A 23,315-nucleotide genomic window follows, 5' to 3' on the forward strand; every position below is an offset into this window, starting at 1 on the left:
CATGGCCGTCTACACACCCGAGCGTTCCGACCGCGACCCCTCCCCGGTCCGCGAGGTCCTCGACCGGGCCCGGGCCGAGGGCCGGACCGCGCTCACCGCCCCCGAGGGCCGCCTCCTCGCCGAGGCCTACGGCATCCCCGTCCCCGGCGAGGCACTGGCCCGCAGCGCCGAGGAGGCCGCCGCCCTGGCCACCGAGATCGGCCTGCCCGTGGCCGCCAAGATCGTCTCCCCCGACATCCTGCACAAGACCGACGCGGGCGGCGTGGAGATCGGACTGAACACCGCCGAGGAGGTGGCCGCCGCCTACGAGCGCGTCACCGCCAACGCCCGCGCACACGACCCCGACGCCCGCGTCGACGGTGTGCAGGTCCAGCAGATGGTCCAGGGCGGTTTGGAGGTCCTGGTCGGCGCCACCACCGATCCCACGTTCGGCAAGGTCGTGGTGTTCGGGCTGGGCGGCGTCCTGGTGGAGGTCCTCAAGGACGTCTCCTTCCGCCTCGCCCCGGTCACGCGAGAGGAGGCGCTGGCCCAGGTCGCCGACATCCGGGCGGCCGAGGTCCTGGACGGGGTCCGGGGCGCCGAGGCGGTGGACCGGGGCGCCCTGGCCGACCTCCTCGTGCGCCTGTCCGAGCTGGTCACGGACTTCCCGGAGATCGCCGAGGCGGACCTCAACCCCGTGTTCGCCTCGGCCTCCGGGGCCATCGCCGCCGACCTGCGGTTCGTCCTGGACTTCGAGCCCGCCGAGGGGCCCCGGACCTTCGAGCGGGAGGAGATCCTGGCGTCCATGGAGCGCATCTTCAAGCCGCGCTCCATCGCCGTGATCGGCGCCTCCAACGAGGCGGGCAAGATCGGCAACTCGGTGATCCGCAACATCGTGGACGGCGGGTTCCGGGGCGGGATCCACCCGGTCAACCCGAAGTCGGACGAGGTCAACGGCCTCACCTCGTACAAGTCGATCACGGACGTGCCCGGCGAGGTGGACGTGGCGGTCTTCGCGATCCCGGCGAAGTTCGTGGCCGGGGCGCTGGAGGAGGCCGGACGCAAGGGGGTGGCGGGCGCCATCCTCATCCCGTCCGGGTTCGCCGAGACCGGAGAGCACGAGCTCCAGGACGAGGTCCTCGCCGTCGCCCGCAGGCACGGGGTCCGCATCCTCGGCCCCAACATCTACGGCTACTACTACACGCCGGAGAAGCTGTCCGCGACCTTCTGCACCCCCTACGACGTGGCCGGAGGCACCGCCCTGACCTCGCAGTCCGGGGGGATCGGCATGGCGATCCTGGGGTACAGCCGCAGCACGCGCACGGGCGTGTCCGCCATCGTGGGGGTGGGCAACAAGGCCGACATCGACGAGGACGACCTGCTCACCTTCTTCGGGCAGGACGAGAACACCAACGCCGTCGCCATGCACCTGGAGGACCTCAAGGACGGCCGCGCGTTCGTGGCCGCCGCCCGCGAGGTGGTCCCCAAGAAGCCCGTGGTGGTGCTCAAGGCCGGCCGGACCTCCGCCGGGGCCCGCGCCGCCGGGTCGCACACCGGCGCGCTCGCCGGGGACGACAAGGTCTACGACGACATCCTCCGCCAGGCGGGCGTGGTCCGGGCCCCCGGCCTGACCGAACTCCTGGAGTACGGCCGCGCCCTGCCGGTCATGCCCGCGCCCAGCGGCGAGAACATCGTGATCATCACCGGCGCGGGCGGTTCCGGCGTGCTGCTGTCGGACGCGGTGGTGGACAACGGGATGTCGCTGTACGAGATCCCCCCGGACCTGGACGAGGCCTTCCGCGCCTTCATCCCGCCGTTCGGGGCGGCCGGCAACCCGGTGGACATCACCGGCGGCGAACCGCCCTCCACCTATGAGAAGACCATCCGCCTCGGGTTGGAGGACCCCCGCGTCCACGCCCTCGTCCTCGGCTACTGGCACACCATCGTCACCCCGCCGCTGGTCTTCGCCGACGTCGTGATCGACGTGGTGAGCAAGGCCCGCGCCGCCGGGATCGACAAGCCGGTGGTGGCCTCCCTCTCGGGTGACACCGAGGTCGAGGCGGCCAGCCAGAAGCTGTTCGAGCACGGGATCGTCGCCTACCCCTACACGACCGAGATGCCGGTGAAGGTTCTGGGCGCGAAGTATCGCTGGGCCCGCGCGGCCGGACTACTCTGACCGAGTGCCCGGCCGGTGCCACCGGCCCCGGCCGGGCCGTCACGACCCAGAACCGACAACAGCCACGCGCCACACACTGAGCACACGAGCCACACCAGCCCGGCAGTCCTGGAGCCGCCGCCGCAAGGCCGCCGGGCCCCCGGCCACCGCAAGGGACAGCCACGTCCAGACACGGTGACCCCCAGCCACGTGTCCACCACAAGCAGGGAGGTGCCGCACCACCCGGGGGCGACATGCGAACCACCGAATCGCATTCGCGCACATACGGAGTACCGCCTTGGATTCCTCACGCCCCGACCCCGACTCCTCAGAACCCCCGGCGCCGTCCGGGACCCGACGACCCCACGTCCCGGCCCAGCGCCAGCCCCACCCCTCAGAGACCGGCCCCGCCACCGAACCGGTCACCGCCTCCGACGGCGCGTCCTCCGACACCCCGGACGACGTGGCCGCACCCCCGCAGGAGGAGCGGTTCTGGAAGGCGGGCAAGCTGGAACCGATGCCCATCCGGAGCCTGCCGAAGGCTCCCCCCTCCATCCACATCCTCGGCCCCACGGTGTTCCTCGTCGCGCTCGGCGTGGGCATGGGCGAGTCCTACATGTGGCCGCGCCTGGTCCTCGTCTTCGGCCCCGAGATCCGCTGGCTGTTCCTGATCGGCGTCTCCCTCCAGGCCGTGGTCATGCTGGAGATGTCGCGCTACGCGATGGCCACCGGGGAGAGCATCTTCTACGGCGCGGCACGCGTGTTCAAGCCGCTGATGTGGTTCTTCTTCCTCACAGCGATCCTCGTGTACATCTGGCCGGGGCACCTCTCGGCGGGCGCCTCCGCGTTCGAGCGGGTGACCGGTGTTCCCTGGCAGGTCACGGCGGTGGCCGGGATGATCCTGGTCGGCGTGGTGTTCACCCTCGCCAAGGTCATCTACGACCTGCTGGAGAACGTGCTCTCCATCTGCATCGGCCTGCTGGTGGTCGGCACGTCCGTGGTCGCCGCGATGGTCGGCAACCTGTCCGACCTCACCTCCACCATCAGCGGAATGTTCGCGTTCGGGTACTTCCCCGAGGAGGCCATGTCCGCGGCCTGGTTCCCGATCGTCGTCGGCGCCATCGCCTTCGCCGGGCCCTCCGGGATGCAGCAGATGTGGTACACCCTGCACCTGCGTGACAAGGGCGCGGGCATGGGCGCGCACATCCCCCAGATCCGGGGCCTGCGGCACGCGGGCGAGCAGGAGGCCATACCCTCGCGCGGCTTCATGTTCGACACCTCGGACCCGAGGGAGATGGAGAAGTGGAGGGGGTGGCGCCGCTGGGTGACCTTCGACGCCCTGGTGCTCTTCTGGGGCATCACCATGCTGGTGACGATCTCCTTCACCGTGCTGGCCCAGTCCGCGGCCCGGTTCGACCCGCAGGTGGCGCAGCTGATCCGGGACGGCGACCGGGAGGCGTCGCTGGACGCGATGGCCGGTGCCTTCTCGGCGGCCGGGAGCCCCGTGCTCGGCACGGTCTTCTTCCTCTTCATCGCGCTCATCGGCATCAACGCGACCCTGGGTCTGTTCGACTCCTTCTCTCGCGGCCAGGCCGACATGACGTACAACTTCGTGCCGGGCGCCAAACGGCTCGGGATGTCGAAACTGTACGGGATGTTCCTGTGGGGGCTGATCGCCTTCGGCACCGTCATCCTGCTGTTCGGCCCGGCGGACGGCCCGGCGGCCATCCTGGACGTGCTGGCCTTCCTATCGGCCTTCGCGATGGGCGCGTACTGCGTGGTGCTGCTGCTGGTGAACAACATCGCGCTGCCCAAACCGATCCGTCCCGGGATCGTCTCCAACGCGATCATCGCCCTGGCCGCCGTGTTCTACCTCGGCGCGCTCTTCTACTCGCTGTTCGCCTTCGGGGTGGTGGTCGACTGATGCCCGCCACGTCCGCCCTCCGTCTGGGAGGCACCCCGCCCAACCACCTGGAGGTCGCGCTTCCGGGGGCGGCCATCGGCCTGGTCGCCGGCCTGTTCGCCACGGGTGTGGGGATGGTGGCGGGGCTGCCGCTGGCCATGACCGGCACCGCCGGGCTGGCGCTGGGCCTCCCCCTCGCCGTGCTCGGCGCCGTGTACAGCGTGCTGCTGGCACGCGGGGTCTTCCCCATCGGGGCGGTGGCCCCGCTGGCCCTGTACTGGCTGGTCGGGTTCCCCGCGGCCCAACTGTTCGACGCCCACATGGTCGCGTGGGTGATCGGTGACGGCCCCGCCCTGCGCGAACCGCTGATGTCGTTCCTCGCGTTGCAGGCCATGCTGAGCTTCGGCTTCACCATCGGCTTCCTGTGGCTGCACGAGCGGACCATGCCGCACTGGCTGATCCGCGTGCGCGGCCACAACCCGGTGGCGGAGGCGCTGTTCCAGCGCTACCTGGTGCACGCGGCCCATCTCAACCGCCGACGCGAGGGGCGCAGGGCGCGTCGGTCACCGGGCGGCCGCGGGCGCCCGGACTGACCCGCCCCCGTCCACGGAACGGGAACCGAGCTGACGGCCCCGGCGGGCCCCCACCCGCCGGGGCCGTCAGCTGTGCGGGAAGTGCCCTCCGAGGGCCGTCTCCCCAGGCGGGACGGGGCGCGGACCGCCCGTCGACCGTTCGTCGCGTCAACCGACCGTTCGTCGCACGGTGGGCGACCGCTCGACGCTCCTCGTCCGCGTTCGGCGCGCGCCCCGGCACGCCCCCCTGCTCAGGCCGGGTGGCCCTCCTTACAGTGCTGAGTAACGCACGTCACACGAACCGGTTATTCCAGGCGAACCCGCTCGACGCGGGAACGCGACCGGACGCGGCACCTTCCCCGCCATCCCCCCGGAGGTTCACGAAACATGGCACACGACAGCCCCCCGAAGGGTCCGACACCACCGGACGGCAACGGCGGTGGCGACGCACCCATCACCGACGCGGCGTACGTCGCGATGCACGCCGACCCGCGGTTCGTCGACTTGAAACGGCGCCTGTACCGCTTCATCTTCCCCATGAGCATCGCCTTCATGGCCTGGTACCTGCTCTACGTCCTCATGTCCGCGTTCGGCCGCGACGTCATGGGCACCGTGCTGTTCGGCAGCGTCAACGTCGCCCTGGTCTTCGGCATCCTCCAGTTCGTGTCCACCTTCGGGATCGCCGTCCTGTACACGATGTACGCCAACCGGAACTTCGACTCGCTCGCCACCGAGCTGCGCGACGAACTCCAGAACGGTTCCTCGACGGACCAGGAGGACGGCCGATGATGCTCGCTCAGGAGGCGGTCAGCGAGAGCAGCCGCATCGTCACCCTCGTCCTCTTCGCCCTGATGATCGCGGCGACGCTCGGCATCACCGTCTGGGCCAGCCGCAACACGCGCTCGGCCACCGACTTCCACTCCGGCGGACGCGGCTTCTCTCCGCTCCAGAACGGCCTGGCCATCGGCAGCGACTACATGTCCGCCGCGTCCTTCCTGGGCATCGCGGGCATGATCGCGCTCTTCGGCTACGACGGCTTCCTCTACTCCATCGGCTTCCTCGTGGCCTGGCTGGTCGCCCTGCTGCTCGTCGCGGAGCTGCTGCGCAACTCCGGCCGCTACACCATGGGCGACGTCCTCTCCTACCGGATGCAGCAGCGCCCGGTGCGCACCGCGGCCGCGGTCTCGACCGTGGTCGTGTCGATCTTCTACCTGCTCGCCCAGATGGTCGGCGCGGGCGCGCTCATCGCCCTGCTGCTCGGCATCCAGGAGGGACAGACCTTCCTCGGCATGGACGCCCCGACCGCGAAGATCGTCGGGATCGTCGTCATCGGTCTGCTCATGACGATCTACGTGGCCTTCGGCGGCATGAAGGGCACCACCTGGGTGCAGATCGTCAAGGCCGTCATCCTGATGGCTGGCGCCGCGCTGCTGACCCTGCTCACGCTGTCGCTCTACGGCTTCAACCTGGGCGCCCTGATGACCGACGCGGCCAACGCCAGCCAGGCGGCGGCCGACGGCGACGCGGCCGCGTTCCTCGAACCGGGCCAGCGCTACGGGGTCGTCGTCGAGGGGGACGCGCTCCAGACCCTGTGGAACAAGCTGGACCTGATCAGCCTGGGGCTGGCGCTGGTCCTGGGCACCGCCGGTCTGCCGCACATCCTCATCCGCTTCTACACGGTCCCGGACTCCCAGAGCGCCCGTAAGTCCGTCAACTGGGGCATCGGCCTCATCGGCGCGTTCTACCTGATGACCCTCGTGCTGGGCTTCGGCGCCGCCGCCCTGGTGGGCTACGACGCCATCACGGCACAGGACGCGGCCGGGAACACGGCCGCTCCGCAGCTCGCCTCGGTGGTGGGTGAACGCATCGGCGGCGAGATGGTCGGCGCGGTCCTGCTGGCCGTCATCGCCTCCGCCGCCTTCGCCGCGATCCTGTCGACGGTGGCGGGCCTGGTCATCGCCTCCTCGTCCTCGCTGGCCCACGACTTCTACAACTCGGTCATCCGCAAGGGCAAGGCGACCGGCGCCGAGGAGGTCAGGGTCGCGCGGTTCTCGGCCATCGGTGTCGGAGTGGTGGCGATCGTGCTGGCGATCTTCGCGCAGAACCTCAACGTGGCCTTCCTGGTCTCGCTGGCGTTCGCGATGGCCGCCTCCGCGAACCTGCCGACACTGCTGCTCAGCCTGTTCTGGAAGCGCTTCAACACGGCCGGGGCCCTCGCGGGCATCTACGGCGGTCTGATCAGCGCCGTCGGCCTGGTGTTCTTCTCGCCCGTGGTCTCGGGCTCGGAGACCGCGCTCATGCCCAACGTCGACTTCGCCTGGTTCCCGCTGCCCAACCCGGCCCTGGTGTCGGTGCCGATCAGCCTGGTCTGCGCGATCGTCGGAACGCTGATGTCCAAGGAGCGCGACTTCGACAAGTTCGCGATGCTCCAGGTCCGCGCCCTCACCGGCGCGGGCGCGGAGAAGGCCGGCAGCCACTAGCTCGCCGGTCTCCCACTGACGGGCCCGTCGCCTCCCCAGGCGACGGGCCCGTCCCCGTGCACCGTCCGCACCGACGGTGCGCGCCCCGACACGAAGAGGAAAGGCGACGTCAGCACGTGATCGTCGACACATTTTACGAGGATAAGATCGGTCCGTGTCCTATCGGTGGCTGTCGTGGCTTTCCCCCTCCCGGCGCCCCACGTCCTCGGAACGCCGGGCGAGCGTCGAGTTGATGCGCCAGGTCCACGCCCTGGGGGTCGACCTCCGGGACGGCCTGCACGGGCGCGGCGCGCACTCCGCCGCCCGCCGCCTGCGCCAGGTCCTGGCGGTGGACGGGGTGCTGCTAGCCGACCTCGACGGAACGGTCGCCTCCCATGGGAGGTGCCCGGCCCCCGCCGAGGTCGAAGCCCTGCTGTCCCAGGTCTTCGAGTACGGGGGCGGCGCCCGCACCCGTCTGCCCGACGGCTCCTCGGTGTGCGCGGTGCCCCTCACCGTCGCCGACGAGCTCTCCGGCGCGCTGGTGGCCTCGGGCCACCCTGTGGAGGCGGACGTGGAGGCGGCGGCCGCGCTGGTCTCGGACTGCCTGGACCACGCCGCCCTGCGCCGGGCCCGCGCCCGGATCGCCGCCGCCGACCTGCGGACCCTGCGCGCGCAGATCTCCCCGCACTTCGTCCACAACGCGCTCGCCGTGATCGCCGCGCTGGTGCGCACGGACCCGGACCGGGCCCGTCACCTGCTCTCGGATTTCGCCGACTACCTCCGGTACGGGTTCTCGGAGAAGGGTGACTACGCCACGGTGTCCGACGAACTGGAAGCCACCCAGACCTACCTCGAACTCCAGCGGGCCCGGTTCCACGACCGCCTCGACATCACCGTGCGGATGGCTCCCGAGGTGCTCCCCGTTGCCATCCCCTTCCTGGTCGTACAGCCGATCGTGGAGAACGCGATCCGGCACGGGCTGGAACGCAAGGAGGGCACCGGGCACATCAGCGTGTCCGGGTTCGGCGAGGGGCCGCTGTGCGTCATCGAGATCGAGGACGACGGTGTGGGCATGTACCCGGAGCTGGCCCGGGCGCTGCTGGCGGGCACCGGCCCCGAGTCCCGGGGCGTCGGTCTCGCCAACGTCGACCAGAGGCTGCGGGCGGTCTACGGGCCCGAGTACGGTCTGGTGATCGAGACCGCTCTGGGAGAAGGGACGAAGGTGACCGTGCGCGTACCGAGATTCGCACCCGGGGTGGTGGTCCGGTGAAGCCCGAACTCCGTGTGCTGGTGGTGGAGGACGAGTCCTCCACCCGGCAGGAGATGGCCTCCCTTCTGGCGGACATGCCCGAGGTCTCGGAGGTCCTGGTCGCGTCGAACGGCGCCACCGCCGTCCGCCTGCTCGGTACGACCAGCATCGACGCCGCCTTCCTCGACATCCTCATGCCCGGGCTGGACGGCATGGACGTGGCACGCGTGCTGAGCGTGATGTCGGAGCCGCCGTCCATCGTGTTCGTGACGGCCTCCGAGGCGCACGCCGTGGAGGCCTTCGGGATCGGGGCCGTGGACTACCTGCTCAAGCCGATCCGGCCGGAGCGGCTGGCCGAGGCGGTGGGGCGGATCGCGCAGCTGCGCGGGTCCGGCGGCACCGCGCCCCCCGCGGAGGACCTGCACGTGGTGCAGATCGACTCCGGGCGCCGGACCGTCTTCGTCAAGCGCGACGACGTGCAGTTCGTGGAGGCGCAGGGCGACTACGTGCGGCTGCACACGGCCGACGGCACGCACCTGATCCGCCTGTCGCTGTCGTACCTGGAGGAGGTGTGGGCCTCGGCCGGGTTCATCCGGGTGCACCGGGGGTTCCTGATCGCCATCCCCTGGGTGCGAGACCTGCGGGTGACCTCCTCGTCAGGCCTGGTGGCCGGGACCCCCGCCGGTGACGTGCCGGTGAGCCGACGCCACAGCCGCCACCTCCGGAGCCAGCTCATGGAGGCGGCCAAGCGCGACCAGCTCGGCCGTTCGGCCCGCCCGCCCGGAGCGGTCAAGGAGCAGCAGTGAACGCCGGACGGGGGCGCGGATGAGCCCTCGCCGCGAAAAGCTCACCAGCCCGCAGACCCGCATCGCGCTGGCCAGGGGCAACCGACCCGCGCACCACCTCATCCCGGTGCCCGCCCCGGTGGACACCGAGGCGGCGCGGCGGCTCTTCCGGGCCCAGCGGCGCACGGCGGTGCGCACGGTCCTGCTGCTGGCGGGGGTGCTCTTCGGTTTGAGCGGGGCCTTCGCCGCCTTCCCCGAACTGGGGCGGACGCGGCTGGCCGAGGTCCCGGTCTCCTGGCTGCTGCTGACGGTGGCGGTCTACCCGCTGCTGTTCGGTCTGGCCCTGTGGCACGTGCGCGCGGCCGAACGCCTGGAGGACCGGGCCGAGGCCCGAGCGTCGGAACGGGCCGAGGCGGACGGCGCCGATCCCGACGGAACACCATGACCACGGCCGTGCTGGCGATCGGCCTGGTCCTGGTCACCAGCCTGGTGATCGGCCTGTACGGGGTGCGGGCGGCCCGCTCCACCTCGGATTTCCTGGTGGCATCCCGGCGCGTGTCGCCGAACTGGAACGCCCTCGCCATCGCCGGTGAGTACCTGTCGGCCGCCTCGGTGCTGGGCCTCGCCGGGCTCCTGCTCAAGAACGGGCTGGGCACCATGTGGTACGCGGTGGGGTTCACCGCGGGATACGTCGCCGTGGTGGCGCTGGTGGCCGGGCCGATGCGGCGGTCCGGAGCCTTCACCGTGCCGGACTTCGCCGAGTACCGGCTGGGCGCGCCCCGGCTGCGCAAGCTCTGCGGGTGCGTGGTGCTGGTGATCATGCTGCTGTACCTGGTGCCGCAGTTCAAGGGCGCCGGGGTGGTGCTGAGCCTGGTCAGCGGGACCCCCTACTGGGTGGGCGTGCTGCTGGCGGGCCTGGTGGTGAGCGGGTCGATCGCGGCGGGCGGTATGCGCTCGGCCACCTACGTGCAGGCCTTCCACTACGTCGTCAAGCTGGCCTTCCTCGCCGTTCCCGCGATCTTCCTCGTGGTGCACGCGGGCGCGGACACCCGCGCGGACGCGCTGCACCCGGAGTGGGGCACGCACTTCCCCCGGACCACGCCGGTGGAGTTCACCGTGGCCACGGACTTCAGCCTGGACGACGCGGTCACCGTGACCACCCCCGACGGCGAGGAACTGGAGCTGGCCGCCGGAGGGCACTCGGTGTCCGAGGGCACGGAGTACGTGTTCCCGGAGGGCGCCACCATCCCGCACCCCGCGGGCCTGCCGGAGCTGGGCAGTGAGCGGTGGAGCACTCCGCTGCTGGATGTGGGCGGGTACCCGCTGTTCGAGACCTGGTCGACCCTGCTCGCCATCACCCTCGGCTGTATGGGCCTGCCGCACGTGATCATGCGGTTCCACACGAGTCCGACCGCGCGGATCGCCCGCAGGGTGGCGGTCGGCGTCATCGCCCTGCTGGGGCTGTTCTACCTGTTCCCCACGGTCTACGGCCTGCTGGGCCGAGTGCTCACACCGCAGCTGGTGATGCTCCAGGGCACCGACACCGTGGCGGTGGTGCTGCCCGCCGAGGCGGTCCCCGGTTCGGTGGGCACGATCCTGACCGCCCTGGTAGCGGCGGGGGCCTTCGGCGCGTTCCTGTCCACGTCCTCGGGCCTCCTGCTGGCTTTGGCTGGAGGGCTGTCCCACGACCTGTTCCAGGGGAGCGTGCCCCGGCTGCGGCTGGCGGTGGCGGTCGGCGCGTGCGTGGCCGTGCTCCTGGCACTGCCCGCGCAGATGATCGACATCAACGTGCTGGTCGTGTGGGCGTTCACGGTGGCGGCGTCCACCTTCTGTCCCCTGCTGGTGCTGGGCATCTGGTGGCGGCGGCTCACCCTGCCCGGGGCGGCCGCCGGGCTGATCGTCGGCGGGGTCACCGCGACCGGCGCGGTCGGCTGGTCGATCCTGTTCAGCACGCCCGAGGGCTGGGTGAGCGTGCTGCTGGCACAACCAGCGGCCTGGACCATCCCGTTGGCCTTCCTCACGATGATGGTGGTCTCGCGGTTCACCCGCCCGCCGGAGTGGGCCGAGCACGCGGTGCTCCGCCTGCACTCTCCCTAGTCCGGCGCCCTGGCATGAGACGAGCGAGATCGTGGTCATGCCTCTGGGCTTCCTGCGGATGGCCCAGCCCATCTCCCCACCCGGCCACGCCATCAAGGACGGATCAGGACACAGAGGTGCGCACCGCGCCCTCGTTCGCTTGGGCGCTCAACAGCAGGTCCCGGTATGGCGAGGTCACCACCGGGTGGGGACCCAGCTCCAGGAGCTGTTCGATCTCTTCGAGTTGCCGCACGGCTTCCTGGCGAGAGCCTTCGGAGACGATTTCGGTCTCGACGAACGATCCCAGGCCCGTGACCGTGTCCACCACCACCGAGAGCTCCGGTTGCCCCGAGTCGCGGTAGCAGGTGCGCGACTTCTCCACCCGGGCCAGCCGGACCATGCCCAACGCCTCCAGCAGAGCATGGGCGTGTGCGACCTGGGCAGTGTCCGCCAGCGCCACGTTCGTCTCCTGCTTGGCGATGACACCCGTGGTGCTGTGGGTGGTGGAGTCGGAGGCGGGCTTGTAGGTGACCTCGCACCCGCCGTCACGTTCACGGACCCGCAGGCACTCGACAGTGACCAGGAAGTCGACGTCGGGCCTGCTGTAGTAGGTATCGACCTCCACCGTCGGCCTCATCGCGACGAACCCCGACTGTTCCAGCCGCTGTTCCAGGAGCTCGCGATTCTCCAACTTACGTTTGCGCTCAATCTCCATCAGTGGCATCGAGGGTCATGCCCTTCCAGGGGCCAGGGCCGCGTACACGCGAGCGAGGTTGTGTTTGCTGAACGACTCTCGAACACTGGCCAGTGCCTCGGCCAGCATCCGGGAATCCGACACCGGGATGTTACGGAAGAGCACGAGCTGTTTGGCGTCCCACAGCGGATTGGCGAGCCGTTTGGTCAGGTACCGGTGGAAGCTCCGATCCTGCCCAACTGCGGACGGCGGAGCCCATGACCCGTGGAGCGACAAGGTGGTGCGAACCCAGTTCGCGGCAGCTAGACGAACGGACAGGCCCCGACTGCGATCAGTCAGGGCCTGTAGACGGACAGGGGGCTACATCTGGTCGGCACGGATAACGCCGAGGGCAGCGGCCCACTCTGCCCCGGCGAACCCCAGAGCGCCCAGGGCGCGATTCTGGGTGTCGCGAACCAGGTGCTCACCAGGGAGATCGGCAACCTCCACACAGTTCTGGGTGGTGGAGCCGCTGTAGGAGGACTTGCGGTAGCGGGCGACCTCGACGCAGTTGTTGCGGTCGCTGTAGCTGGACTTGTGGAAGGTGAGTTCGTCGATGTGGGGGTGCATCGTGGGAACCTCCGCTGCGGGTGGGGGCACTGACTGACTCATACACAGTCCTGCCCGCTTCTACACCTCGTGTTCAGAGGCAACGTCCCAAATCCCTGTCCAGCTGCGGACAGCCGATCTCACTTCGGGAAGTAGAGTGCTCGCGGGATGAATACACAGAAGCCCCCACTCTTGCCGGTGGGGGCTTCTGCTTGCTTTCCTATGCTTCGTCTTGAGTAGAGCCAATCAGGGCCTGCCACTCGGTGGGCGGGAACCGCAGAGCCCCAGCCTCTCGGTTCTGGGTATCGCGAACCAACACACTCCGCCCCTCTGCGACCTCAACGCAGGCAGCCTCGTTAGCGCTGTAACTACTCTTGTGAAACGCCTGGGATGAATACATGGTGTACCTCTTTTAATCGTTCATCAAGCTCTTGATGAGCTCGATCGTTGCCATCTTGGACAGAGCATCTGAGGCGACGTCATCCAGCGCGAGGCGGTAGTCAGATACCTGCGCAGGGGAGTCCAAGTAGGTGCCTCGCCCTCGCGTTTCGAGGTAGACCAGGCTGGGATCCCGCTGGTCCTCGTAATCGAGAATGACGGTTGAGCCGTGCATGCAACCGTGCAACCCTGCCCCGATAGGGAGGACTTGCAGCGCCACGGTGTTGATGGCTTCCGCGATGTCCACCAAGTGCTGCAACTGGTCACGTGCGAGTTCAGAGTTGACTGCCAACCGAAGAAGAACCGCCTCGTCGAGCACACATCGAAACTCCGGGGCGCCAGGGCTCTTGAGCAGCTTCTGGCGTTCAATGCGGGCAGCAACGATGCGTTCAATCTCAGCCTCAGTGCGCGCTAGGGATGCGCGTGCAGAAGCAGCTGCGTAAGCCGGTGTTTGGAGTAGACCGTGCACCACGATCGGATGGAACGCTGAGATACGGCGTGCTTGAGCTTCGAACCCCACGTAGCCATCGTCCAGTACGTCCTCGAAATCATGCCACCACGGTCGTGTTCTCGCTTCACGACGAAGTGCCAGCAAGGCTTCACGTCTAGCTGGATCCGTCACCTTGTAGAGATCCATGAGGGCACTGAGCGCCGATACATCGGGGATGCTGTGCCGCCCACCCTCCATGTGGTTGAGGCGCCCGGACGACCACGCCAGTGCAAGGCGAGCCTCTTCCACGGTCATGCTGACGGCTTCACGCATCCTTCGCAGCTCCGCTGCGAACCGTCTCCGCTCAATACTGGGTCGGTCTTTCTGTGCCACGTCTGCCTTTGCTGGATCGGGTGGTGACATCTGGATCATAAAGCTCCTACCCAGAAACGGGCATTACGGTCAGTCTGACGAGGTCCTATTGACGCGTCAGTCTGACAGAGTCAATATGGTTGCGTACCCAACTCCGCCGGGGTCCCCATCCCCGGCACTCTCCGTACCGGAGGTGTGCGCCGTGGCGCCCCGTTCCCTGAATCTGTCCGCGCTGGCATGTGTGTGCCATCTCGCGTCCGTGGCGTTCCACCGCCGTCGTCCCAGGCAGGCTGCGCGTGTGCGTGCCTTCGCCGCCAACCCCCGCACCACCACGTCTCGTTCTCGTGGTCCGTTGATCCCCTCGCCCAGGAGGCCGATCGACTCCGCCCCCATGCAGGTCCTGGGAACCGTCCTGGCCGGGCTACGACGGTTGGCGGTGGCCACATGAGCGTGTTCTCCCCCGAACTGACCCAACGCGAGACCACGGTCCCCCTGGCCAGCTTCATCAAGCCCTTCCACGCCCACTACTTCTCCCGCACGGTGGGCACCCCGTTCCGTATGCGCAAGGGACTGGGGTTGGGGCTGGTGAATGCGTTGGCGGACCGGTGGGGCGACAACGGCAACCCGAAGTTCCGGCAGGTTTGGTTCCACCTGTCCTACGACCTCACCAACAACCCGTGGACCCGGATCGAGGGGAAGCAGTGATGTTGGACATCGACACTAGGGACCTGCTGGCGGTGGCCGAGGACGCGTTGGCCGCTCCCGCGCATCTGACTCCCGCGCAGGTGGACGTGTGGCACAACCACACCCTGCGCAACCGCCTCCCCCTGGTCCTGGAGGCCCTGCGGATCGCCCGAGAAGAGAGCGACGCGCAACAAGCGATGCAGCTGATCGACCAGGCCATCCACGACCACCCCGCACCCACACGGGTACCCGGCAACAGGCCGGTGGCGGGCACGGTCCCGAAGCAGCACAACCCCCAGACAGAGTCGCTGCCGGTCCCCGAACACGTGCTCTGCACCCTGCTGCACAAGCACTGGAACATGACCGTCGAAGGCCAGCCCCCAAACGAGGTCTACGTGGCCCGCCGCCCCCTGGGCTGGACCGGGGACGGCGACCCCTACGAGCGCATCACCGCACCCAACCGCACCGAACTCCTGCGGCTGCTCGCCCACCGCCACCTCGGTGTTCACCGGAGCGATCCGGAACCTCCGCCCGCTGCCTGACCGTCCCCGAAGCCCTTCCACGAAAAAGCTCTGGCGGGTGCGACAACACCCCCAGAGCAGGCCGACAACAACCACCCGTTCAAGAGAAAGCGATTGCCGACATGGCCATTGTGCCGCACACGCATGCCCTCGACTACTCGATCACCCCACCCGCCGGACGGCGGTGGGAGTACCGCGTCTACCCGGGGCAGTTGTCGCAGACCAGCCGGGTCCGCGCGGACCTGAACACCGACCTCGGCCGGATGACCGGCCCTACGATCGATGTGCGGGAGGAGATGGCCTTGTGCGTGAGCGAGATGTTCGCCAACGCCTGCGACCACTCCCGCTCCGGAGAAGACCCCGACGGACGAGTCGTCCGCACCCTGGACCTGCCTCGTCCGGGAACGGTCCGGATCTCGATCATCGACGACGGCACCCGCACCGACGCCACCACCAACAGCGCCCCCAGGGTTCCGCGCAGGAGCACCAGGAGCGAGTGGGCTCAGGCCGAACGCGGCCGGGGGCTGTTCATGGTGGGCGAGCTGGCGTCCCGGTGGGGGTTCCGCCCAGTACTGGACTTCCCGTTCTGCGCCGGGCTCGGCACCGTCATCTGGGCCGAGTTCACCCTCCCCACCCTGACCACCGGTGGCGCCATCACGCGCGGGACCGGCTCCGCCAGTGGTGGTGCCCGGTGACCGGCAGCGCTCAGGTCAGCACGGAAGTGCGGTCGGTCCTGGCCGCACCCCGAGGCCACCGCTTCCCCCGGCCCGCCGCACGCCCACAGCGGAGGTCGAGGTCCGCCCCCTCCTGGGGCGTCCCGGTTCCGTCAGCGGCGTCCCAGGAGCCGGAATCGCACCAAGCCCGTCAGGAACGACTGCTCCGCCAGATGCAGGGCAACCCCCGGGTGGCCTACATGCTCGAACACGGTCCGGTGCCGCACTGGGTGCACGTCGCCCGCCAACAGCGCGAACGCGCGGCGCGGGAGGCCCGGGAAGCCCAACAGGCCGCTTCCCGGGTCGAGCCGGAACCCGTGCTTCCCCGGGGCCGTCACCGGGCGCCGCGCCGGTGGTGGGGGTGGCCCGCCACCGCCATCAGCTCCACCCTCCTCCTGGGACTGACCACCCTGGAAGCCCTGGGCCGGACCCTCCCCCACCACCTCGGCATCCTGAGCTGACCCGACGAGAGACCGGGCCCCGGTGACGACCTCGCCACCGGGCCCCGGCCATCCCCTCCCACATAGGGGCACGGAAGGTCCCGGGACCAAAAGGCCCTTGGGCCGTCGAGTCTGCGGTTGGTAGGTTCACAGCACCCCCGCGCGAACCCACCACCGGAGGACAAAGTGCCCCACGCTTCCCCCCGCCTGAAGAAAACGTCCCGGCTCACCGCGCTGTTCGCCCTGGTCACGACCACCGTCCTCCTCGTTCCCGGCACGGCCAGCGCCGAGATGGGTCAGGTCCGCACGGAGAGCCAGGAAATCATCATCACCGACGAGGGGGTCTTCGAGGTCGGTGAGGACGTGGAGAGCCTGGACGCCTTCCTGGAGGAGAACCCCGAGTACGCTCCGGCGGTCGAGGACCCGGACCGCGTCGGTGCCCGCGCCACCGAGTCCCTCCCCATCACGCACGGCACACTGACCACGCGCACCACCGGCTGCAACAGCGCGACGGTCACCTACAAGAAGACCACCGGGTCCCGGCTGACCATCAAGTTCTCCGTCGCACAGCTCGGTAGTCTCACCCGCAACGGCCCCACCCTGAACATCAACGCGGGCCAGACCCGCAGCTTCACCGCCAACCTCTCCCCCATTGGCAACGTCCAGGGCCGCATGCAGGTCGACGAGCAGAACAAGACCTTCGTCAACAAGTACATCAGCTGCCGCTAGCGTGGCGTGCGCCCCGGGCGGCGCCCCGAATCCACCCTGGGCGCCGATCACACCCCGTAGCATCACCGTGTGAACAGACCTCAGCACGGGCGGTCACGGAACCTCTCGCCGCCCCCACAACCCCCGTCACCTCCCCGGCACCGGCACGCACGGTGGAGGGCCCTCAGCCCCCACCGGCGGATCTGGGCGCTCCTCACCCTGGTGGCGGGCGCAGGCGTACTCGCCTGCGGACCCGCTCCGGCCTTCGCCGAACAGGCGGACCCCTCCGTACATGTCGGCCCGTCAGGGGTGCGTGTCGGCGACGGCACCTCCCAGGTGGACATCGGTCCCACGGGCACCCAGGTGGACACCCCGGACGCCCACGTCGACGTCCGGCCCGGGTCCCATGTCCTGGTGTGTGCCAACGGTGTCCGCGTGGTCGTCCACACGGGTCAGGCTCCGTCGTGCCCCCAGCCTCCGCCTCCGCCGGTACCGCCCGAGCCGCGGCCCCCGGCACCACCACCGCCGGAACCGCCGCCCCAGGAGGAACCCGCGCCGCCGCACGAGCGGGAGGAACGGATGGCCCCCGCCGAGCCCGAGCCGGACCGCCCCGAACCGGAGGCCTCCCCGGAGCCATCGACGTCCGTCCCGACCCCCGACCCGCCCGCGTCCCCGACCCCGACCCCGGTTACCGAACCGCCCGCCGAACCCTCGCCCCCCGCCCAGGCGCTCCTGGTGGACGCGGGCCCGCCCGCTCCGTCCACGTCCTCCTCGGCGTTCACCCCGCTGCGCACGATGGTCGTCGTCGCGATCGTCGCGGCCGGTGCCTCCGTCGTCGGGGGCCGTGCCGTGGTGGCAAGCACCGCCGACTGACGCGGTCCCGTCCCGCCGGGTTCCGGCGGGACGGTCCGGGACCGCCTACGGGCGGTCCACCGTGAGGTCGGCGCGGTCGAACGCCGCCACCGCGTCCTCCATGGCGCCAGCGTCGTTGGCCAGCACACCGTTGTACGGGTTCCCCATGAACAGCAGCAGCACGATGGTGCCGAACACGAACACCAGGTTCACCCCGGCCCAGAAGTAGGCCGTCCTGGCACCCTTCTTGATCATCGCGTAGGGCAGCACCGCGATGGCCACGGCCGACAGCGCCGAGACGACCAGCAGGGCCAGGGGGATCTGGTCCCCCGCCGCGTCGGCGCGCTGGCTGCGGGCGTCGCTGAGCTTGGTGACCTCCTGGCGCGCCGTCAGCCGGTCCAGCCCGTCGCCGGTGTCGGAGACGGACAGGCCCCGCACCGACCCCGCCAACAGGGCGAGGTCGTCGTCGCCTCCGGGGCTCAGCTCTCCCCGTGACTCCATCAGCGGCCAGTCGTCCTCCACCACCGTCGCCATGTAGGCGCGCAGGTGGCCGCGCACGGCCTCGCCCTCCTCGCCGGGGAACGCGGTGCTGCTCCAGTACAGGGCCTGGGCCGCCCCGGCCTCGGCGATCATGTCGTCCTCGGCCGACTTGAAGTCCTCCCAGCCGATGACCACGGCCATCGCCGCCGACACCAGGTACAGGGACAGCACGCAGGGGGCGATGACGACCCCCAGGGCACCGTCGGCGAAGGCGCCGTTGATCCGGTAGCGCCAGGCGGCGAGCGCGGCGCCGCCGACCATGGCGACCAGGACGGCGAGGACGACGAACAGCGTGACCAAGGGGGCTCCCCGGGGATTCTCGGCTAAGGACGGACCATCCTTAGCACGCGGCACCGCGCCATTCGCGTGGAAAGCGCAAAGCGTCACCGGGACGTGCCCGCACCCACCGGGACCTGTCCCCCCATGTCATGACCTGCCCGGACACACCAAAGACGAGAGGGTGCGGGCACCGTGTGGTGCCCGCACCCTCTCGGGAGTCGACCGTCCGTACGTGTGGACGGACAGTCGGGGAGGCCCTACTTCTCCAGGCGGCTCAGCAGCGAGTGGTACTCGTCCCAGAGCTCGCCGGGCAGGTCGTCACCGAAGGTCCCGAAGAACTCGGGGACCAGGGCGGCCTCCTGTTTCCAGACGTCGGTGTCGACGTCGAGGACGAACTCCATGTCCTCGGCGGAGACGTCCAGTCCGTCGGTGTCGATGCCGTCGGTGGTCGGCAGGTAGCCAATCGGGGTCTCGACGGCGGCGGCCTCACCCTCCAGGCGGTCCACGATCCACTTGATGACGCGGCTGTTCTCACCGAAGCCCGGCCACACGATCTTGCCGTCGGCGTTCTTCTTGAACCAGTTGACGTAGAAGATCTTCGGCAGCTTGGACGCGTCGGCCTGCTTGCCGATCCTGATCCAGTGCGCGAAGTAGTCGCCCATGTTGTAGCCGCAGAACGGCAGCATCGCGAACGGGTCGCGGCGCAGCTCGCCGACGGAGCCCTCCTGGGCGGCGGTCTTCTCGGAGGAGACGTTGGCACCCAGGTACACGCCGTGCTGCCAGCTGAAGGACTCCGACACCAGCGGCACGGCGGTGGCGCGGCGGCCGCCGAAGAGGATCGCGGAGATCGGGACGCCCGCGGGGTCCTCCCACTCGTCGGCGATGGTCGGGGCCTGCCCGGCCGGAGTGGTGAAGCGGGAGTTCGGGTGGGCGGCGGGCTCACCGGACTCGGGCGTCCACGGACGGCCCTTCCAGTCGGTGAGGTTGGCCGGGGCCTCCTCGGTCAGGCCCTCCCACCACACGTCGCCGTCCTCGGTGAGCGCGACGTTGGTGAAGATGCTGTTGCCCCAGAGGGTCTCCACCGCGTTGGCGTTGGTCTTGGCGCCGGTGCCGGGGGCGACTCCGAAGAAGCCCGCCTCGGGGTTGATGGCGCGCAGCTGGCCGTCGGCGCCGAAGCGCATCCAGGCGATGTCGTCACCGACGGTCTCGACCTTCCAGCCGGGGATGGTCGGCTGGAGCATGGCGAGGTTGGTCTTGCCGCAGGCGCTCGGGAAGGCGGCGGCGACGTAGTGGGACTTCCCGGCGGGCGAGGTCACCTTGAGGATGAGCATGTGCTCGGCCAGCCAGCCCTCGTCGCGGGCCATCACCGAGGCGATGCGCAGCGCGTAGCACTTCTTGCCGAGCAGGGCGTTGCCGCCGTAGCCCGAACCGTAGGACCAGATCTCGCGGGTCTCCGGGAAGTGCGAGATGTACTTGGTGGAGTTGCAGGGCCAGGCGACGTCCTGCTGGCCGGGCTCCAGGGGAGCGCCGACGGAGTGGACGGCCTTGACGAACTCGCCGCGCTCCTCGATCAGGCGCAGGGCGGCGGAGCCCATGCGGGCCATGATGCGCATGGAGACCACGACGTAGGCGGAGTCGGTGATCTCGACGCCGAGCTGGGAGATGTCGCCGCCCAGCGGGCCCATGCAGAAGGGCACGACGTACATGGTGCGACCGCGCATGGAGCCCCGGAAGACCTCGCCGAAGGTGGCGCGCATCTCGTCGGGGGCGATCCAGTTGTTGGTGGGCCCGGCGTCCTCGGGACGCTCGGAGCAGATGAAGGTGCGGTCCTCGACCCGGGCGACGTCCGTGGGGTCCGACTTGCAGTAGAAGCTGTTCGGACGCTTCTCGGAGTTGAGACGGGTGAAGGTGCCCTGCTCGACCAGCTGGTCGGTCAGGCGCGTCCACTCCTCCTCGGAGCCGTCACACCAGACGACCTCGTCCGGCTGGGTGAGCTCGGCGACCTCACGAACCCAGGAGACGAGTTCCTCGTTCTTGGTCGGGGCGGCGCCCACATCAGTACCCACGTCAGCAGTCACAACGGCTCCTCATCGAACTTACGAGATCCCTCGCATCATGAACGACGAGTGCCGAAGCTGACCAATTGGACTAGGCCAATGGTCTATACGCCCGGGGTCGACGAAGCCGATTCCACTGCACAGCAGGGGATTCGGGTGGTTCGGGTACGTGCCGGAACGTGTCCGCACGGGCCGTGCTCCGGTACTGCTCGGAGCCGGTTTCCCCTGTGTCACGGGCCGGACGGCCCTCCAGAGCGACACACGGTGCTGTTCGTCACACAACGGACGAGGGGCGGGTTCACGCGGAATAGACCTCTGCCCGGATCCGCGGGCTCAGCGGAGTATGGCGACGGGGCCCCGGGCACCGTGCAGGACCGAGTGGCTCACGGAGCCCAGCAGCAGGCCCCGGAAGCCGCCGCGCCCACGCGATCCCACCACGATGAGGTCGGCCGGGGTGGCCTCCTCCAGGAGCGCGACGACCGGGTGCGCGCGCACCACCCGCGTGTGGACGCGGACCTCCGGGCGGAGCAGGCGCAGGTCGGTGAGCTCCTCCTCCAGGGCGTGCCGCGCGGCCTCGGCGGCGGTCGCGTCGTCGAAGAGCTCGGGCGGGATCGGTCCCGTGGCCGCCGCGAAGGCGACCAGCGGCTGCCAGGCGCTCACCGCCACCAGGTCGGTGTCGGCGAACTCCGCCTGGGAGAAGGCGAACTCCAGGGCGTGGCGGCTGGGTCCGGAGCCGTCCACCCCCACGATCACCCGGCTGCGCACCCCGTGCGCGGACGCGTGGTCCCGGGGCAGCACGATGACCGGGAGCGGCGAGCGGGCGGCCAGTTCTATACCCACCGACCCCACGAACGCGGCGGCGATCCCGCTCAGCCCGCGCGACCCCACCACCACGGCCACCGCTCCGGGGGCGGCCGCCTCGGTGAGCAGGGCCTCCGTCGGGCGGGAGTAGGAGAGGCGGGTCTGGACGGAGAGCTCGGGGAACAGCCGGGACGTCCAGTCGCTGGCGCGGTCGAGCAGCCGTCGCGCGCCCGCGCCCGGTCCCTCCTCGATGCGTCCCCCCTCGTCGCCCCAGACCCCGAAGTCCTCGGTGGCCAGGGGGTTCGCCGCGGCGACGATCCGTACCCCGAGGCCGCGGAGCGTGGCCTGGTGCGCGGACCACTCCAGGGCGTGCCTGCTGGAGTCGGTGCCGTCCACCCCCACGATCAGCCATCGTGTCGTGGTTGCGCCGTTCATCACGTGCGCCCTTCCGTAGGTCGTCGATACCCTCGCGGCTCCCGGACCTACCGGCCGGTGTCCCGTGGTGTTCCACGATGATGCCGCTCGAACACGCACCCGTGGATAACAGTGCCGCCGCGAGTTGACTGACGTAGGGTCCCAGAACGGCCCGTGTCCCCGCGACGACGGAACGTGCGGGCGCCTCGCCGCGTCCGAGAGACATACACGAGTCAGCTGGGGAGACTGGGGGCGCGATGCCACACTCGAACACCGCGACACCGCACTGGGACCACCGCGACGGCCGTGTCGCCGCCGTGGTCGCCGCCGTCGTCTACAGCCTGTGGGCCGTCGAGATCATCCTCCCTGTCGGCCCGGGTGTCACCGAGGGGGCCCTCGCCGATCCCGCCTCCGGCTTCGGGCAGTTCCTCGACAGCGCGTACCGGACGGCCGCGATCCTGGTGGTCCTCGCCGCAGGTCTGGGGCTGGCCCTGGGGGCGCGGCGCCCCCGCCGCTGGCTGACGGTCTCCTGGTGGTCGATGGCCGTGTTCGGTGCCGCTTCCCTGGCGGCGTCCCTGCTGCCCGGCCGGTGCGTGGTGGCCACGGACGCCGCCTGCACGGTGGAGTCCGTGGTGGAGGGGGTCCGTGGGGCGACGGCCGTCCAACCGGTGCTGGCCGTGGTCGCCACCCTGGCCGCCCTGCTGGCGTCGGCTGCCCTGACCTGGGACCGCCGCAGGGCCGGGGAGCGCGCCTGGGTGGTCCTCGCGGTGATCACGCTGGCCCAGGCCGTGGCCGCCGCGGTGGTCCTGGTGCTGGCCGCGCTGGTGTTCGCGTCCTCCGGGGACGGTTCGCCCGGGGTCGCCCTCGGCCTGGCCGAACGCGCCCACCTGGTGACCGTGGCCCTGTGGCTGCTGGCCACCGGTGTCGTACCCGGGCAGTGGAAGCGCGCGCGCACCAGGCACGCCGTCAGCTGATCCGGGAGCGCGGCACCGACTGCTGTCGGGGTGCGGCCTGCGGGGTTGGGGAACCCCGGGACCGGGCCTTCTCGGTTCGGGGGTCCGGGGGCCGGGGCCGCGCGGGTCCGGGTCCCGGGGTTCCGGGGCGCGTCCGCCTCCTTGGGCCCTCACGCGCAACGGCGCTCCTCTCCCCCAAGCACGTGGACCCGCCACCGAGCGTGCGCCTCCGGCGCCGCGCACGTCCCGTGGGTCCTGGGGCCCAGGGCCTCCACGCACGCCCGGGGGAGGTCGCCCACGGTGGCCAGGCGCGGAGGCGCCAGGAGGACGTTCGGGTGGGTGGGCTCCCACTCCCACTCCCGACGATCCCGCAGCCGCGTGTGGACGCCAAGCGCCCCGGCGTCACCCCGGGCCCGCGACGGCCAAAGCACGTCGGCCCCGAACCGGTCCTCGGCTTCCTCGTGCAGCGCCCCGAACTCATCGGCGCCGCCGCGTTCCATGGCCCCTCGCAGCCGTCGGTCGAGCTCCGGGCCCCCGATCGCGACCGGCTTCCCCAGGTCGTCGAGGACGACACCCCTCATGCTGTTCCCCCTTCGTGCGTCCGCCCGCACCAGGTCCGACGGCCGAATCGCCCGTGGGGTTGCACGCGCCTT

At 70.2% G+C, this 23,315-nt stretch carries 24 protein-coding genes; 16 read left to right on the forward strand and 8 right to left on the reverse strand.

Annotated elements, in window-relative coordinates; genetic code table 11:
* The first annotated feature begins 1 nt into the window (after position 1).
* From BDW27_RS12335 to BDW27_RS12375, 9 genes are all read left to right on the forward strand, one after another.
* Positions 2-2,155 (forward strand): acetate--CoA ligase family protein, encoded by a 2,154-nt coding sequence (locus BDW27_RS12335; protein ID WP_017543964.1) that lies wholly within the window; start codon positions 2-4, stop codon positions 2,153-2,155.
* A 277-nt stretch (positions 2,156-2,432) separates the two neighbouring features.
* Positions 2,433-4,058, forward strand: a complete 1,626-nt coding sequence (locus BDW27_RS12340; RefSeq protein WP_017543965.1) for an Nramp family divalent metal transporter — start codon at positions 2,433-2,435, stop codon at positions 4,056-4,058.
* Entirely contained in the window at positions 4,058-4,630 is a 573-nt protein-coding gene (locus BDW27_RS12345; RefSeq protein WP_110049392.1) for a hypothetical protein, read from the forward strand. Before BDW27_RS12340 ends, BDW27_RS12345 begins: the two co-directional genes overlap by 1 nt.
* Before the next feature lie 366 nt (positions 4,631-4,996).
* Positions 4,997-5,398, forward strand: coding sequence for a DUF485 domain-containing protein (locus BDW27_RS12350; protein ID WP_110049393.1), 402 nt, complete (start codon positions 4,997-4,999; stop codon positions 5,396-5,398).
* Complete coding sequence (locus tag BDW27_RS12355) at positions 5,395-7,089, forward strand: cation acetate symporter (protein ID WP_110049394.1); 1,695 nt, start codon at positions 5,395-5,397, stop codon at positions 7,087-7,089. The genes BDW27_RS12350 and BDW27_RS12355 overlap by 4 nt, the downstream gene beginning before the upstream one ends.
* A gap of 232 nt (positions 7,090-7,321) precedes the next feature.
* On the forward strand, positions 7,322-8,338 hold the full coding sequence (locus BDW27_RS12360; RefSeq protein WP_110049395.1) for a sensor histidine kinase: 1,017 nt from the start codon (positions 7,322-7,324) through the stop codon (positions 8,336-8,338).
* On the forward strand, positions 8,335-9,123 hold the full coding sequence (locus tag BDW27_RS12365) for a LytTR family DNA-binding domain-containing protein (RefSeq protein WP_110049396.1): 789 nt from the start codon (positions 8,335-8,337) through the stop codon (positions 9,121-9,123). Before BDW27_RS12360 ends, BDW27_RS12365 begins: the two co-directional genes overlap by 4 nt.
* 19 nt (positions 9,124-9,142) lie before the next feature.
* A complete protein-coding gene (locus BDW27_RS12370; RefSeq protein ID WP_110049397.1) occupies positions 9,143-9,547 on the forward strand; it encodes a hypothetical protein in 405 nt (134 codons plus the stop codon).
* Complete coding sequence (locus tag BDW27_RS12375) at positions 9,544-11,199, forward strand: cation acetate symporter (RefSeq protein ID WP_110049398.1); 1,656 nt, start codon at positions 9,544-9,546, stop codon at positions 11,197-11,199. The genes BDW27_RS12370 and BDW27_RS12375 overlap by 4 nt, the downstream gene beginning before the upstream one ends.
* Before the next feature lie 103 nt (positions 11,200-11,302).
* Here the strand turns inward: BDW27_RS12375 and cyaB are convergent, their stop codons facing one another.
* From cyaB to BDW27_RS12395, 4 genes are all read right to left on the reverse strand, one after another.
* Complete coding sequence (gene cyaB, locus BDW27_RS12380) at positions 11,303-11,902, reverse strand: class IV adenylate cyclase (RefSeq protein ID WP_110049399.1); 600 nt, start codon at positions 11,900-11,902, stop codon at positions 11,303-11,305.
* Between the two features lie 330 nt (positions 11,903-12,232).
* Positions 12,233-12,481, reverse strand: coding sequence for a DUF397 domain-containing protein (locus BDW27_RS12385; RefSeq protein ID WP_110049400.1), 249 nt, complete (start codon positions 12,479-12,481; stop codon positions 12,233-12,235).
* Positions 12,482-12,680: 199 nt separating this feature from the next.
* Entirely contained in the window at positions 12,681-12,860 is a 180-nt protein-coding gene (locus tag BDW27_RS12390) for a DUF397 domain-containing protein (protein ID WP_083927481.1), read from the reverse strand.
* 12 nt (positions 12,861-12,872) lie between these two features.
* Positions 12,873-13,760 (reverse strand): helix-turn-helix transcriptional regulator, encoded by an 888-nt coding sequence (locus tag BDW27_RS12395; protein ID WP_370446482.1) that lies wholly within the window; start codon positions 13,758-13,760, stop codon positions 12,873-12,875.
* A gap of 384 nt (positions 13,761-14,144) precedes the next feature.
* Between BDW27_RS12395 and BDW27_RS28150 the strand changes: the two genes are divergently transcribed.
* The 6 genes from BDW27_RS28150 (at position 14,145) to BDW27_RS27245 (ending at position 17,639) form a co-directional block, all read left to right on the forward strand.
* Positions 14,145-14,405, forward strand: coding sequence for a hypothetical protein (locus BDW27_RS28150; protein ID WP_110049401.1), 261 nt, complete (start codon positions 14,145-14,147; stop codon positions 14,403-14,405).
* Entirely contained in the window at positions 14,405-14,926 is a 522-nt protein-coding gene (locus tag BDW27_RS12405) for a hypothetical protein (RefSeq protein ID WP_110049402.1), read from the forward strand. The genes BDW27_RS28150 and BDW27_RS12405 overlap by 1 nt, the downstream gene beginning before the upstream one ends.
* A gap of 101 nt (positions 14,927-15,027) precedes the next feature.
* Positions 15,028-15,600, forward strand: coding sequence for an ATP-binding protein (locus BDW27_RS12410; protein ID WP_110049403.1), 573 nt, complete (start codon positions 15,028-15,030; stop codon positions 15,598-15,600).
* A gap of 191 nt (positions 15,601-15,791) precedes the next feature.
* Positions 15,792-16,079, forward strand: a complete 288-nt coding sequence (locus BDW27_RS12415) for a hypothetical protein (protein WP_110049404.1) — start codon at positions 15,792-15,794, stop codon at positions 16,077-16,079.
* A gap of 165 nt (positions 16,080-16,244) precedes the next feature.
* Positions 16,245-16,787 (forward strand): hypothetical protein, encoded by a 543-nt coding sequence (locus BDW27_RS12420; protein ID WP_110049405.1) that lies wholly within the window; start codon positions 16,245-16,247, stop codon positions 16,785-16,787.
* Positions 16,788-16,988: 201 nt separating this feature from the next.
* Positions 16,989-17,639: a hypothetical protein gene (locus BDW27_RS27245; protein WP_158543577.1), complete on the forward strand. Its 651-nt coding sequence runs from the start codon at positions 16,989-16,991 to the stop codon at positions 17,637-17,639.
* 45 nt (positions 17,640-17,684) lie between these two features.
* On the opposite strand, the gene BDW27_RS12430 is transcribed toward BDW27_RS27245, so the two are convergent.
* The 3 genes from BDW27_RS12430 to BDW27_RS12440 all read right to left on the reverse strand — a co-directional run bounded on the left by BDW27_RS12430 (position 17,685) and on the right by BDW27_RS12440 (position 21,730).
* Entirely contained in the window at positions 17,685-18,458 is a 774-nt protein-coding gene (locus tag BDW27_RS12430; RefSeq protein ID WP_017543985.1) for a DUF4239 domain-containing protein, read from the reverse strand.
* Positions 18,459-18,694: 236 nt separating this feature from the next.
* Complete coding sequence (locus BDW27_RS12435) at positions 18,695-20,503, reverse strand: phosphoenolpyruvate carboxykinase (GTP) (RefSeq protein ID WP_199560646.1); 1,809 nt, start codon at positions 20,501-20,503, stop codon at positions 18,695-18,697.
* A 324-nt stretch (positions 20,504-20,827) separates the two neighbouring features.
* Positions 20,828-21,730, reverse strand: a complete 903-nt coding sequence (locus BDW27_RS12440; RefSeq protein WP_110049408.1) for a universal stress protein — start codon at positions 21,728-21,730, stop codon at positions 20,828-20,830.
* A gap of 236 nt (positions 21,731-21,966) precedes the next feature.
* Between BDW27_RS12440 and BDW27_RS12445 the strand changes: the two genes are divergently transcribed.
* Entirely contained in the window at positions 21,967-22,683 is a 717-nt protein-coding gene (locus tag BDW27_RS12445; protein WP_110049409.1) for a DUF998 domain-containing protein, read from the forward strand.
* 149 nt (positions 22,684-22,832) lie between these two features.
* Here the strand turns inward: BDW27_RS12445 and BDW27_RS12450 are convergent, their stop codons facing one another.
* On the reverse strand, positions 22,833-23,243 hold the full coding sequence (locus BDW27_RS12450) for a hypothetical protein (protein ID WP_110049410.1): 411 nt from the start codon (positions 23,241-23,243) through the stop codon (positions 22,833-22,835).
* Between the last annotated feature and the right edge of the window lie 72 nt (positions 23,244-23,315).

The sequence above is a fragment of the Nocardiopsis sp. L17-MgMaSL7 genome (assembly GCF_003182025.1).
GTDB classification, from domain to species: domain Bacteria; phylum Actinomycetota; class Actinomycetes; order Streptosporangiales; family Streptosporangiaceae; genus Nocardiopsis; species Nocardiopsis prasina.

Excerpts from the sequence above, each read along its gene's own strand:
- BDW27_RS12440 (WP_110049408.1), bottom strand. The coding sequence starts at position 21,730 with ATGAACGGCGCAACCACGACACGATGGCTGATCGTGGGGGTGGACGGC.
- BDW27_RS12350 (WP_110049393.1), top strand. The coding sequence starts at position 4,997 with ATGGCACACGACAGCCCCCCGAAGGGTCCGACACCACCGGACGGCAAC.
- BDW27_RS12395 (WP_370446482.1), bottom strand. The coding sequence starts at position 13,760 with ATGATCCAGATGTCACCACCCGATCCAGCAAAGGCAGACGTGGCACAG.
- BDW27_RS12415 (WP_110049404.1), top strand. The coding sequence starts at position 15,792 with ATGCAGGGCAACCCCCGGGTGGCCTACATGCTCGAACACGGTCCGGTG.
- BDW27_RS12385 (WP_110049400.1), bottom strand. The coding sequence starts at position 12,481 with ATGCACCCCCACATCGACGAACTCACCTTCCACAAGTCCAGCTACAGC.
- BDW27_RS12375 (WP_110049398.1), top strand. The coding sequence starts at position 9,544 with ATGACCACGGCCGTGCTGGCGATCGGCCTGGTCCTGGTCACCAGCCTG.
- BDW27_RS12405 (WP_110049402.1), top strand. The coding sequence starts at position 14,405 with ATGTTGGACATCGACACTAGGGACCTGCTGGCGGTGGCCGAGGACGCG.
- BDW27_RS12360 (WP_110049395.1), top strand. The coding sequence starts at position 7,322 with ATGCGCCAGGTCCACGCCCTGGGGGTCGACCTCCGGGACGGCCTGCAC.
- BDW27_RS12390 (WP_083927481.1), bottom strand. The coding sequence starts at position 12,860 with ATGTATTCATCCCAGGCGTTTCACAAGAGTAGTTACAGCGCTAACGAG.
- BDW27_RS12450 (WP_110049410.1), bottom strand. The coding sequence starts at position 23,243 with ATGAGGGGTGTCGTCCTCGACGACCTGGGGAAGCCGGTCGCGATCGGG.
- cyaB (WP_110049399.1), bottom strand. The coding sequence starts at position 11,902 with ATGCCACTGATGGAGATTGAGCGCAAACGTAAGTTGGAGAATCGCGAG.
- BDW27_RS28150 (WP_110049401.1), top strand. The coding sequence starts at position 14,145 with ATGAGCGTGTTCTCCCCCGAACTGACCCAACGCGAGACCACGGTCCCC.
- BDW27_RS12410 (WP_110049403.1), top strand. The coding sequence starts at position 15,028 with ATGGCCATTGTGCCGCACACGCATGCCCTCGACTACTCGATCACCCCA.
- BDW27_RS12335 (WP_017543964.1), top strand. The coding sequence starts at position 2 with ATGGCCGTCTACACACCCGAGCGTTCCGACCGCGACCCCTCCCCGGTC.
- BDW27_RS12445 (WP_110049409.1), top strand. The coding sequence starts at position 21,967 with ATGCCACACTCGAACACCGCGACACCGCACTGGGACCACCGCGACGGC.
- BDW27_RS12345 (WP_110049392.1), top strand. The coding sequence starts at position 4,058 with ATGCCCGCCACGTCCGCCCTCCGTCTGGGAGGCACCCCGCCCAACCAC.
- BDW27_RS12370 (WP_110049397.1), top strand. The coding sequence starts at position 9,143 with ATGAGCCCTCGCCGCGAAAAGCTCACCAGCCCGCAGACCCGCATCGCG.
- BDW27_RS12355 (WP_110049394.1), top strand. The coding sequence starts at position 5,395 with ATGATGCTCGCTCAGGAGGCGGTCAGCGAGAGCAGCCGCATCGTCACC.